12 protein-coding genes and 6 pseudogenes are annotated in these 17,364 nt (G+C 33.6%); 12 read left to right on the forward strand and 6 right to left on the reverse strand.

What is annotated here, in order from left to right; all coding sequences use genetic code 11:
• Window positions 1-415: 415 nt before the first annotated feature.
• Together ACFWDE_RS25920 and ACFWDE_RS25925 are read left to right on the forward strand one after the other, a co-directional pair.
• Window positions 416-2,821, forward strand: a complete 2,406-nt coding sequence (locus ACFWDE_RS25920; RefSeq protein WP_377895680.1) for a PAS domain S-box protein — start codon at window positions 416-418, stop codon at window positions 2,819-2,821.
• 9 nt (window positions 2,822-2,830) lie between these two features.
• A pseudogene (locus tag ACFWDE_RS25925) lies at window positions 2,831-2,923 on the forward strand (protein kinase); the annotation flags it as partial.
• On the opposite strand, the pseudogene ACFWDE_RS25930 reads toward ACFWDE_RS25925, so the two are convergent.
• Window positions 2,924-3,073: pseudogene (locus ACFWDE_RS25930) on the reverse strand (CsxC family protein); the annotation flags it as partial. It lies immediately after the preceding pseudogene.
• A gap of 591 nt (window positions 3,074-3,664) precedes the next feature.
• Here ACFWDE_RS25930 and ACFWDE_RS25935 point away from each other — a divergent pair.
• Complete coding sequence (locus ACFWDE_RS25935) at window positions 3,665-4,594, forward strand: exosporium leader peptide-containing protein (RefSeq protein ID WP_377895682.1); 930 nt, start codon at window positions 3,665-3,667, stop codon at window positions 4,592-4,594.
• Window positions 4,595-4,834: 240 nt separating this feature from the next.
• Window positions 4,835-5,028 (forward strand): annotated as a pseudogene (locus ACFWDE_RS25940) (replication-relaxation family protein); the annotation flags it as partial.
• Between the two features lie 399 nt (window positions 5,029-5,427).
• Here ACFWDE_RS25940 and tnpB read toward each other — a convergent pair.
• Complete coding sequence (gene tnpB, locus ACFWDE_RS25945) at window positions 5,428-6,549, reverse strand: IS200/IS605 family element RNA-guided endonuclease TnpB (protein ID WP_377895684.1); 1,122 nt, start codon at window positions 6,547-6,549, stop codon at window positions 5,428-5,430.
• An 89-nt stretch (window positions 6,550-6,638) separates the two neighbouring features.
• Entirely contained in the window at window positions 6,639-7,496 is an 858-nt protein-coding gene (locus tag ACFWDE_RS25950) for a polysaccharide deacetylase family protein (RefSeq protein ID WP_377895686.1), read from the reverse strand.
• A 930-nt stretch (window positions 7,497-8,426) separates the two neighbouring features.
• Between ACFWDE_RS25950 and ACFWDE_RS25955 the strand changes: the two genes are divergently transcribed.
• The 6 genes and pseudogenes from ACFWDE_RS25955 to ACFWDE_RS25980 all read left to right on the forward strand — a co-directional run bounded on the left by ACFWDE_RS25955 (window position 8,427) and on the right by ACFWDE_RS25980 (window position 13,565).
• Window positions 8,427-9,974: a spore germination protein gene (locus tag ACFWDE_RS25955; RefSeq protein ID WP_377895688.1), complete on the forward strand. Its 1,548-nt coding sequence runs from the start codon at window positions 8,427-8,429 to the stop codon at window positions 9,972-9,974.
• Between the two features lie 4 nt (window positions 9,975-9,978).
• Window positions 9,979-11,082 (forward strand): GerAB/ArcD/ProY family transporter, encoded by a 1,104-nt coding sequence (locus tag ACFWDE_RS25960; protein WP_377895689.1) that lies wholly within the window; start codon window positions 9,979-9,981, stop codon window positions 11,080-11,082.
• A 2-nt stretch (window positions 11,083-11,084) separates the two neighbouring features.
• The gene (locus tag ACFWDE_RS25965; protein ID WP_377895694.1) at window positions 11,085-12,188 is read left to right on the forward strand and encodes a Ger(x)C family spore germination protein; all 1,104 of its coding nucleotides are present in this window, start codon (window positions 11,085-11,087) and stop codon (window positions 12,186-12,188) included.
• A gap of 460 nt (window positions 12,189-12,648) precedes the next feature.
• Window positions 12,649-12,774, forward strand: a pseudogene (locus ACFWDE_RS25970) (sporulation protein YhbH); the annotation flags it as partial.
• 28 nt (window positions 12,775-12,802) lie between these two features.
• Window positions 12,803-12,898, forward strand: a pseudogene (locus tag ACFWDE_RS25975) (IS6 family transposase); the annotation flags it as partial.
• A 388-nt stretch (window positions 12,899-13,286) separates the two neighbouring features.
• Entirely contained in the window at window positions 13,287-13,565 is a 279-nt protein-coding gene (locus tag ACFWDE_RS25980; RefSeq protein ID WP_000648339.1) for an AbrB/MazE/SpoVT family DNA-binding domain-containing protein, read from the forward strand.
• A gap of 317 nt (window positions 13,566-13,882) precedes the next feature.
• Here ACFWDE_RS25980 and ACFWDE_RS25985 read toward each other — a convergent pair whose 3' ends face one another.
• The 3 genes from ACFWDE_RS25985 to ACFWDE_RS25990 form a co-directional block, all read right to left on the reverse strand.
• Complete coding sequence (locus ACFWDE_RS25985) at window positions 13,883-14,110, reverse strand: hypothetical protein (RefSeq protein ID WP_097935994.1); 228 nt, start codon at window positions 14,108-14,110, stop codon at window positions 13,883-13,885.
• 161 nt (window positions 14,111-14,271) lie between these two features.
• The gene (locus ACFWDE_RS30580) at window positions 14,272-14,586 is read right to left on the reverse strand and encodes a CDI toxin immunity protein (RefSeq protein ID WP_483861754.1); all 315 of its coding nucleotides are present in this window, start codon (window positions 14,584-14,586) and stop codon (window positions 14,272-14,274) included.
• Between the two features lie 142 nt (window positions 14,587-14,728).
• Window positions 14,729-15,232, reverse strand: a complete 504-nt coding sequence (locus ACFWDE_RS25990; protein ID WP_377895691.1) for a hypothetical protein — start codon at window positions 15,230-15,232, stop codon at window positions 14,729-14,731.
• A 723-nt stretch (window positions 15,233-15,955) separates the two neighbouring features.
• On the opposite strand from ACFWDE_RS25990, the pseudogene ACFWDE_RS25995 reads away from it, so the two are divergent.
• Window positions 15,956-16,298, forward strand: a pseudogene (locus ACFWDE_RS25995) (sodium:proton symporter).
• A gap of 237 nt (window positions 16,299-16,535) precedes the next feature.
• On the forward strand, window positions 16,536-17,159 hold the full coding sequence (locus ACFWDE_RS26000; protein ID WP_377895693.1) for a YrrS family protein: 624 nt from the start codon (window positions 16,536-16,538) through the stop codon (window positions 17,157-17,159).
• Window positions 17,160-17,364: the final 205 nt, after the last annotated feature.

The following is a 17,364-nucleotide window of genomic DNA, read 5'->3' on the forward strand; positions in this document are numbered from 1 at the left end:
AAATTATATACTTCAATTCTTGTTCTAACAAACCTATGGTTTATCCATGTAGTATTAGTTTCTTATTATCTTTATTATCAAGGGGAGTTGACATGAAGTTAACATTTTTATTCTTTCGAAGGTTAACATGTTAATGTCTGTTGATATGTCAATCTCAGTTTTGGTCTGCATTTTGATACTTTTGTGAAATATTAACCTCATGTCGACATCCTTTAAGAAGAATATCTTTGTAAGAAGTACTAATTCTTCAATATTTATACCGATTGTACAACTTTTTAGAGTAACAGTATCAGTATGTCCAAGATTTAGAGTTTACTTACATGCATTTTAAATTTTATGCACCTGAACTGTTTATACTATTTGTAGGATTTTCCGCTTTTTTGTCGAATACACTTAATGCAAGGAGGGACATTACATGATTATTAAAGACTATTTCATCAATCTATCTATTTTTTCTTTATTAGTTAGCGCAGCAATATTTATTCAAGTGTTTACGAGTCATTCCAGGCGATATTTTAAAAAATTCTATGGGGGAATCATCGCAGTTACTTTGATGTTCTTTTCTTTTCCGTACATGGGATTTTCCTATGATCTTCGAGTTGTTCCTCTTATTCTATCTTTTATTTACTTTGGTCGCATTGCTGGTTGGATTACGTTAATTAGCATTATTATAATGCGTATCTTTTACATTGGTGGGTATTGGGAACCACCTGTGATTGCTTATTTAGGTATGGGTATCCTATTTACTACGTTTAAAACATATTTTAAAAACCTTAATCCATTTAAAAGTGCATCTTTATATTTTTCTGTTTTTGTGGGAATAAAGTGGTTAGTTGGTGTATTCTTTAATACTACATTGCTTTACACTCAAGGCTTATTATATATTGCTTTAGGACTTTTAATTGGGCTATTTCTTATGGAAGCTTACCAGAGATTATATTATTTAACACAGGACTTATCTAAAATGAATCGAAAATTAAAAAAATCGAAGCAAGAACTCACAGATACCGTACACGAGCTTCAAGGGGGGATCTTTAAATTTAAAAAAGTGGGTAAGCACTTTATACACACTTTATGTGATGGACAGTTTTATTATCAAAACGGATTTTATTCTGAACAGGTGGTAGGGAAAAGCTTACGCACTATTGATGCTTCTATTGTTCCTCCACATCTAGTTCCACAATTGATGAAGTATTATCTTCAAGCATGGGAAGGGAAAGAAATTATATTTGAATTAGCCTGGCCAAATGATAAAACTATTATTCTTATTGCGCTTAGGCCGATTAAACGAAATGGACAAGTTATTGAAGTTGTTGGTTCTACAGTCGATATAACCGAAAGGAAAAAGGTAGAATCAGAATTAAGAGCAACCAAAGAATTACTGGAATCATTTATAAAGCATAATGTAGACGCTATTACCATATCTGATAGAGAAGGACATATTTTACAAGCTAATAAAGCTTATGAAAAGATATTTGGGTGGTCATCACACGAAATCATAGGTAAGAGATTACCTTGTGTACCAGACTTCTTAATGGACGAATCGCTTGAAAATATTCGGAAAATTCTAACGGGTGAATCCGTAGTTACTCGATTAGAAACTGTTAGACAACGTAACGATGGAAGCCTTCTTGATGTCAGTCTTACAGTTTCTCCTATTCTAGATGTAAGAGGAAATGTGATAGCTTTATCAGCAATATGTAGAGACATCTCTGAAAGAAAACAAGCAGAAAGAGAACGGCATCGATTACACCAACAATTAAGTGATAGTGAAATGAAGTACCGTGCACTAATCGAACAAGCAACTGACGCAGTATATGTAGTAGAGCTAAATGAAGATCATGTTCCAAGTCGATTTATTGAGGTAAACCCTGTTGGGTGTAAAAGATTTGGATATAGTAGAGAAGAGCTGCTATCGTTGCCATTCCCAAATGCTGTACCACAAGATTCTCCAATGATTATAAAGCTGTTAGAAAAAATTAGAGAAGGACAGACTTCTTTCACTTTGCAAGATGAATATGTTTTTCCAACAGGAAAAATAATAACAACTGAGTTTAGTGTCCGTGTTTTTAACTTGAATGGTAAAAAAGTTTTCCTAAGTATCTCTCGTGATATCACTGAACGGTTAAAAACAGAAGAATTACTACGAAAATCTGAAAAACTCGCTGTTGTAGGACAATTAGCGACTGCAATGGCTCATGAAATTAATAATCCATTAACCGCAATGAAAGGGTTTATGCAATTATTAAAATCAACGGAAAATGAGAATAATCAGGGTTATATAGATATAGTATCATCAGAGATTGAGCGTATAGAAAGTATTACAACTGAATTTATGGCGGTAGCTAAACCACAGGTGGTAAAGATACAACCGAATGATATTAGTGTGCTAATGGATCAAGTTTTAATGCTACTGCAACCTCAAGCAATGATGAATAACATACAAATTAGAATCGATTTTACAGCGGATATTCCATTGATTCCATGTGAAGGAAATCAATTAAAACAAGTATTTGTAAATATTTTTAAAAATGCAATTGAATCCATGCCAATGGGAGGAGAAATTTTGATTCAAATTGATAAACTTGATAATGATCAAATAAGCATTCGCTTTATCGATCAAGGATGTGGGATTCCAAAAGAACGTATACCATATCTAGGAGAACCTTTTTACAGTATTAAGGAAGAGGGGATTGGCTTAGGATTAATGGTCTGTTATAAAATTATAGAAACACATCAGGGAAAGGTATTTATTGAGAGTGAAGTAAATAAAGGAACAACAGTTGAAGTTACTCTCCCTATTTGTACAATTCAAAAGTAATACATTCTTTCACTTAAATTAACTCTTTCCGTCATTCATAAAAAACTAAAAAAACAAGAACTGACGATTGAAGAATCAATTAAATGTACCACTAGACTTTTAGATTTGAATTGTTCTTTCCGCTAATACAACTGGTATTTTTACAATCGGTGCTCCTGGAGTAAGAATCGGTGTTGCAGCTTCATCACTTAATGGTGTTTGAGTTTGTCCTGTCACTTGACATGGTACATTAATTGGACATTGTTCACTCATATTATCTAATCTCCTTTTGAAATTAATTTAGAATTTTAAAACTTTTCAATATCGATATATTCATTTTTTCATTTATGCATAAGCATGTATACTAGTTTTTGAAATTTATTTATCGAAATTTATTAATAGGAGATATTTTTATAAGGTATATTCTTTTGTGTAATTTCATTATAGTCAATATATAAATTAAAAAATATATAGAGCTAATAAGATTTGTAGAAGAAATATAAAAAAGCCCCTTTAGAAAATCTAAAGGGGGCTTTTCGTTCACAGCTTCAATTATATAGTGCAGTAGTCTTACTTAATTGCAAACGTAGCCTATGTATATGTGAAGTAAGGGGAAAAGGGTTAGTTATTCAACTATGTTTGGCTATACATGGAATCCATAGAAGGTTATCGGATATTCTGATATATATTGATTCTTCCTAATATTTAATTTGGCAGGTAAATCATCAGATATACATTCATTAGATTGAAAAATCTTTGAGGGGAATAGTACATCTTCTATATATCATACCTTTGTAGAGAAAATAATACTTTGTCTAATATTTGTGTTGTATGGGAAATGGAAATTTTTTTGGGGGGAGATATATGGAGAGGAGAAATAAATGGCAAGGATTAAACTGTAATGTAAATCAATTTGATAGCCCATTTGATCCTAATTTGGTAGGACCTACATTACCACCGATTTCATCAATTACTGCACCACCCGGTCCAACTGGGGCGACCGGTCCGACGGGAGAAACTGGTCCAACTGGGGCGACCGGTCCGACGGGAGAAACTGGTCCAACTGGGGCGACCGGTCCGACGGGAGAAACTGGTCCAACTGGGGCGACCGGTCCGACGGGAGAAACTGGTCCAACGGGAGAAACCGGTCCGACAGGAGAAATTGGTCCAACTGGGGCGACCGGTCCGACGGGAGAAACTGGTTCAACGGGAGAAACCGGTCCGACAGGAGAAACTGGTCCAACTGGGGCGACCGGCCCAACGGGAGAAACTGGTCCAACGGGAGAAACTGGTCCAACGGGGGAAACCGGTCCGACGGGAGAAACTGGTTCAACGGGAGCGACTGGTCCGACAGGAGCTGTTTCGCCTAATAGTGCTCATATATATAATGTCCCAGGATTCTCGACAATTGTAGGGATACCACTTGACCTTAGTGATAATGGGGTTATTGTAGGTACAGACATTATGCATTCACCCGGAACTTTCCCTATAATTCTTGAAGGTGGACATACGTATTATGTAGTGTATTTCCTTACTTATGATGCGTCTGTTGGAATGGCGGGTAATTTGCAATTAAACGGTTTAGATGTACCGGGTTCTGGATATTTCCAACCAGCAGCTTTAGGTTTTACGGGTGCAAATGAATCGTCGGGAGGAGCAATTGTTACTACTCCAGTTGGGAGCCCTAGCACACTATCAATTGTGACAACAGGGGCACAAGGAGAAACAAGTGTTTTTCCAGCAGGTACCACTGCTCAACCCAATATTAGTATTCAAATTATAGAATTAATATAGCCAACTGCTCAATCACAAAATATTTAAAAGCATGTAATAGTTCTATAGAAACTCTTATAAGTAAAAGTAAGTTAATAAAACATAGATCCGTTGAGAAACTGGGTTGTTGTCGATGTGAATTATGAACAATTCCTTCTTCTGTATCAATTATCTCAAAACAGATTAAACCCTGCTAGCAATTAATGAGCAGGGTTTTCTTTGTATACCCCATATAAGACTATCAACTTTACAACGAAGAAGGATTGGAAAATAGAAAAGGAAAAAAAGGGGGATATTCCTGATATGAAGTTTCTTGATAATGGAGGAGTACTTCATGCTAGGGAAGTAGATTGTTCGCACAAAATGAAAGTGAATAAAGAAAAGCTAAAAAATATGAAGAGTTGGCAGCTAAGTATGATGTGTTTGTGAAGGTATATGTAATAGAAGAGATATAAAAAAGTGTTAACCAGATTGCAAACGAAAATGCAAACTAAACGAATACTTCTTATTAATGATAAGAGGGAAATGGTCGCTGATATGTCCTCTAAACCCTTATATATTAATGATTATTAACGTTGCATAACAATGCATAAAACGTACTACTTCACCCTTAAAAATGGATAATGCAATCAAAGAAGCTAAGAAAAGAGCAAAGGCATACTTAGATAGTTATGGATACACAGAAAGAGATTTCAAAGAACCTAATGATATTTTCGAGATACAAGAAAGTAAATAAGATAATTTAAAAAAATAGATAGTAAATAAGTCTAGATTCACTGTTGAACTACCCCCACTTTCACTTCGTTTAGAAGAGGGGGATTCCTAAGTAAAGAGTTCTATCGAACTCTAATTTATTAGGCTATCTCCACAGTCCTTGCGGTTAGAAGCCTTATCGCTTCATTCTTTAGATTGATACTTGCGTTAATATCCCTATCATGGTGTGTACGACAAGAAGGGCAGTCCCATTTACGTAGGTTTAGATTTTTAACGTCTTTGTTTTGATATCCACAACAAGAACATAATTGGCTTGAAGCAAATGTTTTCGATACAACAATGACTTGTTTACCGTACCATTTTGCCTTATATTCCAACATAGTTCGAAACTGAGACCATGATACCTCACTAATTGCTTTTGCTAACTTATGATTCTTTAACATATTTGATACTTGCAAATCCTCTATACCGATAACATCGTGGCTTTTGATGATTTCAGTCGAGATTTTGTCCAAGTAATCTTTTCTAGCATTCGTCATGTATTCATGAATTCTAGCTACTTTTACTCGTTGTTTATTCCAGCGAGAAGATCCTTTCATTCTTCTAGAAAGAACACGCTGTGCTTTTGCCAACTTCTCTTCTAATGATCGAAAAAACTTCGGATTTTTATAGGTTGTTCCATCTGACAAAATGGCGAAATCTTTTAGTCCCACATCCATTCCAATGTAAGAGTTTGTTTTCGGAAGTTCTCGCACTTCTGTTTCAACTAACAATGACACAAAGTATCTGCCAGAAGGGTTCCGTCTAACTGTAGCATTTAAAATACGTCCTTTTACTTCACGACTTTTGGCAAATCGAACAAGACCTAATTTTGGCAATTTTATCTTATTTCCTACAACGGCAATGTTTTCATTTGTTTGTTTTGTGGTATAAGATTGTACGTTGTTTTTCTTAGATTTGAAACGCGGGGCATTGTTTTGTTTTTTGAAAAGGCGTGTATAAGCATCCGCAAGGTTGCGAACAGACGACTGAATCGCGATACTATCCACTTCTTTTAGCCAAACAAACTCTTTCTTCATGGCAGGGAGTTTGGCAGAGCATGTACCATATGTCAAACCTTTCCCTGTTTCTTTGTATGCATTATCCCATAGAGATAGGAAATGATTGAATACAAAACGAGAACAGCCAATCGTTTTATTGATTAGGGTTGCTTGTGCTTTATTTGGATAGATACGAAATTTATATGCTTTATTAATCATCATTCATTTCACCTCCATTTCGGTATGTTTCTATTGTACAACAAACGTACATTCGATAGGTAGTGAAGTAACAGTTTATGTATGCCGAACAATTAAGATGGCTTCCTGCCATCCCTTGTCCGAAGCCAATTCATCTCCCACCTACTCACTAAGCGTTCCTTGAGGAAGGAGTCTTCTTGGCTAAAATGATAAAAAGGATCAAAAGGGGAGGGGATTATTTTTATGGAACGATAGAGCATTTCAGATACTGTCACACATTCATAATCGTTTCTGTATAAATATCTCATGATACTTTCTAATGCTTCAACTGTCTGAGATGTCTGAGAAAATTCGCTGCCATTCCAATCATGGAGTAGAATGATATTGCCAGGCTTCACACCTTTTGTTATATATTTAGAAATTTTGCTAGCTGCTGGATTTCTCCAATCTTGAGGATCTTGATGCCATGACCATAGAATAACAAGTTTTCCATTCTGTATAGCTGTATTAATAATTAAATCATTGTGAAGGCCTCCAACTGGACGATAGAGAGTTGGTTTATAGCCAGTGATTTGCTTGATAATTTTATCCGTTTGATCTAATTCTGCTGTTAATTTAGCGGTAGTAATATTTCTATCATATATATGATTATAAGTATGATTAGCAATTTCGTGTCCTTCTTTTACTTGCCTTTTTAAAATAGCAGGAAATCTTTTAACTTTATTACCTGCTACGAAAAAGGTTGCTTTCGCATTGTATTTAGCTAAAATATCAAGTATTTGAGGGGTAAAAACAGGATGAGGCCCATCATCAAATGTTATTGCAACTATTTTTTCCTTTGTATTTACTTCCCAAATTACCTTCCCTGTTTTTTCATACGCCTTACGACTATCTGTAAAAGCATATATGGATATTGGTGTGGAACAAAAAGAAATGATTAGAAAAAAGAGGAATATCCAAATTTTTTTCACGAATAATACACTCCTATGAGATACAAGTAAGTTTAGTTTATGGAGTTATTATCAAATTATTTAATAAGAAATAAAAAAGTAGCTTACGCAGATGTTTACAAAAAGTTATGAGGGAGAACAACGTTCTCAATTTCTTCTTGAACTAACAAAGTAGAGTATTAAAAGAGTCTTTAAATGATGAAGCAAGAATTGATTATGAACAGCTCAAACCTAATTTAGCAAAGTTGAATAAAAATAAATACGTAGAAAAGAAAACTGCTTTCGTTAAATCAATTTTAGAAAAGATTTAATGTTTTTTTATTAGGTTAACAAGGAGATAAGCTGAAAAAGAAAGGACATAACATATTTTATACGACCAATATGTTATGTCTTTTATCTATCCTTTTTCAATTTAGGTCTGGATAAGCTATATTTCCTCTGATTTTCTACTTTTTCGGTTTTAGAACTGACTCCCGCTTTAAATCCATCTCAAAAGTCATAATCCTGATTTGTATAACCTGATATAACGATTATATTGTATATTCTAGAAATACATGTAAAATACTCCGGTATATTAGACATATATAATATATTGAAGGGGTTTATATTAAAACATTTTATAAAATTAGGTCTTGATAATTGTAGATTTTCTTTTTTTGATATGGTGAGGCCTAAAAGATTTATTTTAATCGTTTGGGGGCAACCTGTTCTGTTAGGTTGATAGGGATGGGGCAGAACCACACATCCATCAACTTAAAAGACTATTCTTGAAGTTGAAATCACGTTGCTATTTTCTCATGTTATTGAGAATAGCAACGTGATTTTTATGAAATATGTACCAAAAACTTTATAGTAATAATTCGCATGTTACCTCTCTAGTTAGTAGGATATTTTTTCTTAATATATGCATACTAAACATACTATAAAAGGTACATAGAAAGTGAGGGAATCATGGCTAAATTTTTGACACGTTTAAAATATAGAGACAATCCTAAGTCATGTTCAATACGAGATAATACTCATTTTCAGGAAAAAAATATTGAAAACTCCCTCTTAGACGCTGATTTATCCAAAAACATAGCTCACATTCAGAATATATTTCGTCAAGCGCCTGATTTAGTAATTCGGCGGTTTCAAATAACAGTAGATGGATTGGAAGCAGCTTTAGTATATTTATCTGGATTAACAGATAGAGAATTGATTCAAAATCATGTTCTAAGTCCTTTGATGAATAGTGATTTTGATACCAATACAGAACTTCCAATTCCATTAGGACAAATTAAGATTATTAATACATTGAGTCAGGTTGAAAATGCTATTTTTGGGGGAGATAGTGTTTTATTAATTCACAGTCGAACAACAGCACATCAATTGGATACAAAAGGATGGCCACAAAGAAGTGTTGAAGACGCACATAACGAAATAGCTCTAAAAGGTGCACATCAAGCATTCATAGAAACTGGAAGTCAAAATATCGCAATGATTCGAAGGTATATTCCTCATCGTGAATTAACGATAAAAGAAATAGTAATTGGTGTACGAAGCAAAACCAAAATTTCTATTTTATATTTGAAAGATGTAGCTTCTGAAGATGTGCTGAAGGAATTAGAAACACGAATTCAAAATATTACAATCGACGCTGTGACTAGTAATGGCGAACTTATAGAATTCATTGAAGATCACCCTTACTCACCGTTTCCGCAATTTATATTAACCGAAAGACCTGATTTGGCTGTATCTCACATTCTACAGGGCAGATTTGTAACTGTAATGGATCATTCACCTAATGTGTTAATTACTCCAACAAATTTTATTTCCTTTTTTCAAGGAGTCGATGATTACGGTACAAGGTGGTTAGTTGCTTCGTCTATTCGGGTGCTTCGTTTTATCGCCTTTATGGTTGCTTTATTTCTGCCTGCGAGTTATGTTGCGTTTATTTCCTTTAATTTTGAAGTTATTCCTGTAGAGCTATATTTATCTATTGCAGAATCAAGAACGCGCGTACCCTTTTCTCCAGTTATGGAAGCATTACTTATGGAAATAACATTGGAAACGATGAGAGAAGGGGCTTTAAGGATACCTACCCCGATCGGTCAGACAGTTGGAATTGTAGGTGGTATTGTTATTGGACAGGCGGCTGTTCAAGCGGGAATTGTAAGCAACATTATGATTATTGTTGTTGCTGTTACCGCCATCTCTTCTTTTGTTATTCCTAACTATGATATGGGAGCGGCAGTAAGACTTTTACGCTTTCCAATGATGCTAGCAGCTGCCCTATTTGGAATTGTTGGACTTGTTATCGGGTGGATGACTTTAATTGGACATCTGATCAGTCTTAAATCGCTAGGTACTTCTTACGGAACGCCATTAGCACCGTTTCGCTTTGCAGATATGAAAGATGCTTTTGTACGCTTTCCTTTATGGACGATAAGAAGGCGTCCTAAGGGTAATGGAACCATTCAATCTATTCGACAAGGAAAGAATCATAATAAAAGGTGAAATTATGAAAAAGTATGCCTATAATGAAATCACTCTTATGCAGTATATTATTTTAATCAATGGAATGCAGGTGGCCACTGGCGTTTTATCGCTTCCGCGCGTGCTTGCAGAAAAGGCTGGAACAGACGGATGGATAGCTATATTGATTGGTTGGATATTCTCCACAATATCAGGTGTATTTATAGTGAAAACTGCTGCAAGATATCCTGAGGACACGATTTATGACATTCTTATACGATTGTTTGGAAAAATAGTAGGGAAAGCATTCGTTATTATTTACATGATGTACTTCGCTTTTTATTCTTGTATCGTTCTTGTAAACGCTATGCTTTACCTTAAGGGATGGCTTCTTCCGAAAACACCTGACTATATCGTTATCTTTTTGTTTTCGATTCCTACCTATTTTGTTGCGCGTAACGGTCCTAGCATTCTAGGACGATACTCCGAACTTATTTTTTATATGTTTCTTTGGATTCCGATATTTTTTTTGATCCCTCTTAAAGGGAACGGAAGTTGGATGCCCTTGTTTCCGCTCTTAAAAGAAGGGTGGAAACCTATATTAACGGCTGTACCAAGCACTGTTTTTGCTTATTTAGGGTTTGATATTGCTTTCTTTTTATATCCATTTTTACAAAAAAAACAGTATGCAGTCCATGGAATGATTATAGCAAACACCTTAACGATGTTATTTTATTTATTTGCTACTATTGTTTGCTTTGCCTATTTTAGCCCTGATAGTATTACGCAATATAATCAACCGGTAATAAATTTACTGAAAGTAATTGAATTTCGTTTTTTAGAACGTTTTGATATGATTTTATTGGCTGTTTATTTAACTATTGTTTCCACATCATGGATTCCTGCCCTATACTGTTCTGTATTTTGTTCAAGCCAATTACTTGGAAAACAAGACCACAGTTCTCATGTAGTTATTCTCTTATTGCTTATTATCGGATTTACATTTTGGACTCATCCTAGTTGGAATGAAGCCGAAATTTGGCAACAGGTATTATCGAATGCTGGATTAGGATTAACCTATATATCACCGATCATGTTATGGCTGTATTGCTGTCTATATGAGAAGTTTCGCCAGGGGAGGATACATTGACATTGAAAAGAAAAGTACTATGTTTAATTTTGTTATCGGTGTTCATGATGACTGGATGCTTTGATCAAACAAATGTTGAAGATGTTTCTCTTACTCTTATTCTTGGTATCGATTTAGATCGTAATGATAATTTATTAGTGTATATGTCAAGCCCTGTTTTCAATAAAGAAGCAAAAATAAAAGAAGAAACCACTGGTGTAAAATCTGTTACGATTCGAAATTCGAGAGACAAATTTGATGCTACTGTTATGGCGCTTACCTCGGGAAGTAAAACGCAGGTTATTTTAGCTGGAAAACAGCTACTGAAACAAAAAAACTGGATGAAATACCTCGATCCATTTTATCGAGATCCCAAAAATACAGTTACCGCAAGGGTTGTCGCTGTGGATGGACCTGTTTCGGACGTCATCTTCCATAGCCCAAAAGATAAGCCGCGGCTTCCTATATATTTAACGAAACTAGTTGATACCGCTGCTTTAAGAAACATCACAGTAAAAACAACGCTTCAAGAATTACATGAACAAAGAGCAGACAAAGGGATAACAGCATATATTACTGAGATGAAAAAAAAGAATAAAATATGGGTGACAGGTACAGCTTTATTGGATGAAAAGGGAAGGTATAAATTAACGCTAAAACCTGATGAAAACAAACTATTACGCATTTTGCAACAAGGAACTACAGGGGAGTTTTCATTTACAATGCCAATTAAAATAAAGGCGGACAGCCAAGATAAAGATTGGATAAGTTTTACTGCCTATAGTATTAAAGTAAAGACAAAGACAAGATATGATAATCATTTTATATTTAATGTAGATGTAAAGATGAGTATCGGTATTACAGAACGGCTTTTTTCGTTTAATACAAGAAAGGACGCAGCAAAACTACAAAAGGCGATTGAAACTAAACTGGAAGCTGATTTCAATCAATTAATACAAAAAATACAAACTGCCAAAATCGACCCTATTGGGCTTGGAGGATATGCAAGAACTTACACATATCCAGAATGGAAAAAAGTCCAAAATAAATGGAATAATGAATTAGCAAAGAGCGATGTAAACGTCAAGGTTAACATTAAAATTGGCGGGATGGGAACGATTAAGTAACATGAGTTCAATTGTGATTCGTACTAAGCTTGCAAGTACTGTCTACTTTAGAAGGAGAAATGCCTTTAATAGGGGTGCCGCCCCATCGCCATCAAGCTAAGAAATTGGCAGTTCCCCAAAACGAAGAAAATTTTCGTTCTGGGGGTGGTATGAGATTTTAACTTGATGGGCATGGGGTACCGCCACATTGCTATCAAGTTAAAAATCTGTTGTTCCCCAAAACGATAAAAATAAACTTAGGTACCATAAAAACACAAAATCTCCATTTAGGGGGTACTTTAAAATCTTAGCTTGACGGGTATGATATGATGCCCCCATGAGGGATTAATGATTATTGAGTCTAAAATACAACACCTCTTTAAAGGGGAATGGATTTCTTGAGGTGAAAATAATAAAGTTACAAGTGAGTTTTGGGAACAGAATATATTAAATTTGGTTACATCCCGGCTAACTAAACTAGTATAATCGCTCATCATTTACCCTTTTTTCTGTTTATAAAAACATTGAAGATGAGAAGTTTAAGTATTATATAGTGAAAAATAAGAAGGATATTTTTCACTGCCTTAAAAAGTTCCTTAAGAAATAAATTTAAATATAAAAATAATTAAATGCATAGAAATCATAAGGCTGCAAGGCGATTCTTTAAGAAAGATTTGCGGTCTTTTCATGTCTCTAAAACCCGGGTCATTATAGTTGATAAAAATTCAGCACTTTTTCCTTTTTTGTAAAAATGCGTTAAAAAAATGAGGTTTGATTTGAAAACGGCTTTCCAAATCGGTTTATTTTGCGTTTTGATGAAGAAGTTAATACAATAGGTCTTATTCATTATAAAAACACATGTAAAGATAGATACAGGCTTTACATGTGTTTTTAAGGAAAATGAAAAGGGTACTCATTATTTATGACTTAAATTCTTTCTCTACGAACTGGCGAATTGCTTCATTTCGATTCTTTAGCCTATTTTTATACCAATAATTTTCTATTTGTTCCACTTGTTCTTTTGTAAATGTAACTAAATTTTCATGTATGGGGAAAGCTTGTTATAATAGTGGAGAATAACTTGGGTACAATTGATAATGAAATGGGGAAAGACGCTAGATGAAAGCAACCGGAGTGACTAGAAAAGTAGATGATTTAGGGCGCGTGGTAATTCCAAAGGAACTTAGAAATACGTTAGGTATTAAAGAAAAATCACCATTAGAGATCTTTGTAGAAGGTGAAGACATTGTTTTACAGAAATATCAGCCCGGTGGTGTTTGTGCATTAACAGGAGAGGTATCAAATCGTAACATATCATTAGCAAACGGTAAGATAACATTAAGTCCAGAAGGTGCAGAACTATTAATAAAAGAAGTAGAACAGTACCTTGTAAAATAAGTGGCTCCTTTCAAGGGACTTTTATTAAAATTAATATAGTAATTTTGTGTATCGTAATATTCATAAAAACATTTACCAAAAATAGAATCAATTCCATTCTTTTTTGTCGAAAATTAGTTAGTGTATATTTTCGTATCGATTTTAGATAAACAAAAGCTAGAAGAATTTATCGAATTCTTAGAACGAAAATTGCATGAGAAACATATGTAAAAAGGAAAAAATAATAAAAAGGCTAGTTAGTCCATTATAAGAGCTAACTAGCCTTTTATTTACTAAAGTAAACCTTGATAAAGTAAATAACTCTCGGCTGGTGCCCACTAATCACTCTCACCTGAATACACTTTTAAGTGTTCCATTGCTATAGATATGGCATGATTTTCTGTATCAATTAACGATAACCCCTGCTTAATAGGAGCCCAATACTCATATCCGTAATCTTCAAACCACGCAAAAACTTCTGTAGTGTAAAAACCATCATTTCGTTTGATAACTTGAACTTTGTATCTTTTACTTGTAGAAACAATCTCTTTAATGATTTCTTTCATTGTCTATCTCCCTCTACCTTTTATCCAGAGTGTACTACATCAAGAATATAGATGATGAAAGGTATTTTGATTGCATAAGGTATTCATATTAAGTTTACATAACACATCAATATCAGTATCAATATATCTAGAAACAAAAAAAATTCTTTGTATGTTGGCTGTTAAATACGGTCTTTTCCAAAACCAATCATGATTTCACCTTCATGGTAAAATTCTATAACAAAATTATTTGGACAAAAAAGATAAGTGTCGCTACCAACCGCCGTTACATCGTCAATATTACGTAATATATCGTTTAAATTTGCATAGAGAACAGGAGTAGGTCCAGTACTCCATAGGATATAGACTTTACTTTCCAATGGGATAAGATGAGATATTTGATCCATGGAGTCAATGGCATGTTTAAGAGCAACCTTATTCCAACTGATTCGTCCCCACCATTCAAAAGGGTAAGAGTCATTTAATAATTTGTATATTTCTGATCATCTTTAAGGAGATAATTCTTTAGTTTCAGCACCTAACACGCAGACGCATTCGTCATATAAAGCACCATAAGTAGGTTTGTGCTTTTTTCTATTTGCTTCAAGAAGTTCTAAGAGTCTTTGAGACCTGTTGTTTTTATTCATCATTTAGCACACCATAAGGTAAATGAAAACACATACTAAAATCTTTATAAATAGATAAAAACTCTTTTATTTCTTGGCTAATATCTTCTAGATGCCCATATATATTATCTTCGGCTAAATTTATTTCCTCATTAAAATTATACAGCTGTTTATCTACATTATCGAACCCTTCACAGCAATTATAATATATCAAATTAGATATAAATGGTTTTATTTTCAACACATTTTCTTCATTTATAATAAATTGCTCCCATAACAGTCCCAGTATAATTTTTACGGGTAATTTTTTATCATATGTTCCTTTTATGTTTTTTAATTTAGATACAATATCGACTAATTTATCATTACTGGATAAAGAAACGTCAATAATTTCATTAGCAGGACGATCTAGTGTTTCAATAGTTTGATCAGCCCAATTAATTACATCAGTTTTTGAAAATAAACCAATTTGTAATCCTATCCTAAAAACCTCAGCCATTTCTTTTGTTTTAGCCATATATAAGACTCCTTAGATTTTTAGATAAGTATACACCGCTTGGACATTATTAATAAGAGCCTAATAAAAAATTATCTTGGATGCAAGAGGATTTTTTTATTGGGAATAGTAAGGATGAGGGGAGGTGCATTACATATGGGAAAAGGTAGAAGTAATAATGCTGGTAAAAAACAACCGAATTTCGATGATTCGTCTAATTTCGCTAAACAAAGCCAACCGACAGAAAAGAAGAAGAAATAAGAAAAGGAGCTCTCTTTATCAAGAGAGCTCCTTTTTAAGATATATTGACGTACCGATCACTCAACCAAATAGTCATAAGTGTAGCTTTGAAATAAAGTCGTACCGTTTTTTTATGATGAATTGAAATCTGTCTGTGACTTCGTTTTTTTCTTATTTAGCTATCAGAGAAAATTAGTGTAATCATCAAATTAAGGTAAATGTGGTACTGTTGTGATATTGGTTCATAAACAAGGAGCTGTCAAAAAATAGTTTTGAATTCGATCACAAAGTGAAATGGAAGGAAGCTGTTAGGAAAAACGTAGAAAGATTAAATTTCTATGTTTTTTTGCATCCATTCAATGCTACATATGTACATATTCATTATTGAAGTTATTAACAATAAAATGTATTATAGAAAAGCGCAATTTTTAATTCAAGTAAGCGGGAATGTGTATTCATAATAAATGTAATGTTCAGAAATAATAGTATTGTCTGGAAAACAAGGTGGAATTAATAGAGGCATTACATATTAAATGGTATGGATTGTATAGTTTAAATGACTTATACAGTAGAGAAGAAGCTTTTATGAAGGTTATAAACAAAGAAATAATGCTCTATATAGAAAAAAATAAAGGCGCTTTATACAAAAGATAAGGGGACTTCATAAAGATTCGTTTTGTCATGAAAGCGAATTAAAGGTTAGATTAGGAATAATAGAATTCCCTAGTGGCGAAAGCTATTCTGAAAAGAAGGTAAAAGAGGTAAAATCTCTTTTGATTTTAAGGCATATCCATTGGAAAGCGCAAACTAAAGAGGGCATTTGATTTTAAAAATTATAAATCGGTGAAGAAGAGGCTTAATTGTTAAAAAGTATACTTAAGTACAGAAACTTATCAATCTTTAATTTATTAAACTATTTTTGAATAACATATGTCAGATACTTGAAAAAGCATAAATTTTATTATTTTTATATAGAATTCTGTATGGGAAGTGTAGTTCATTTTTATTATTTAATAAAAATATTAAGATCCTTAGGAACAATACGTAAAGATTAGTGGCGAAAATAAACACGGAGGTTTGAAAAATGGGACAAGGAAGCAGGTTTCAAGCAAAACAACAAAATCGTCGTAATAAGGGGATATTTAATATCGCATTTAGTGTGGTATTAGTAACAGTTGGCATAGTGACATATCAATTGTTTTTCACTTCTGATACATCAAAGAAAGCAATTGCTCAAGAAAAGAAAGCAACAAAGATAGAAGAAAAGAAAAACGAAGATAAAGAAGCGGCAAAGATAGAAGAAAAGAAAAACGAAGATAAAGAAACAGCACATTTAGAAGAGAAACAAAAAGTAGAAGAACCTGTAAAAACGAACGAAAATGAAAATAAAGAGGGAGAAAAAACGATATCTGAAGAAAAGGGTTCTCAAACTAATCCTTCTTGGAAGCCAATTGGTACAGAGCAAGGAGCGAAACCTGCAATGAGATTTAAAGAAGGAACAGTAGATTGGAATGAGATGAAAAAAGCAATTTCATATGCTGTTGATGTTCCAGAGAGTCAATTGATTTTTGATTTTATTGGGAATAATGGTAATAATAAAGCCTACGGTAATGTACGAGATAAGCAAAGTAATAAAAAATATAAGGTTGATATTGATTGGGTAGAGAATCAGGGTTGGAAACCAGTATCTGTTCAAGTGGTAAAATAAATAAGAGAAATGTAAATGCTGGAGAGTTTTCGATTACAAGAGCAATTCTTCAATTTCTCCTAATTATAGTTATTGCACAAATTTCGTGGAAGTTTATTTACTTTATCCTACTATCTTAATTTTAGCCCATTGTTATCTATGGTCAAAAAATGTGCAGCTAATCAATTTTTAGTTAACAATCTTTTTATGTCATTAGTCCTATTAC

Source organism: Bacillus sp. NPDC060175, from assembly GCF_042728695.1.
Lineage (GTDB): Bacteria > Bacillota > Bacilli > Bacillales > Bacillaceae_G > Bacillus_A.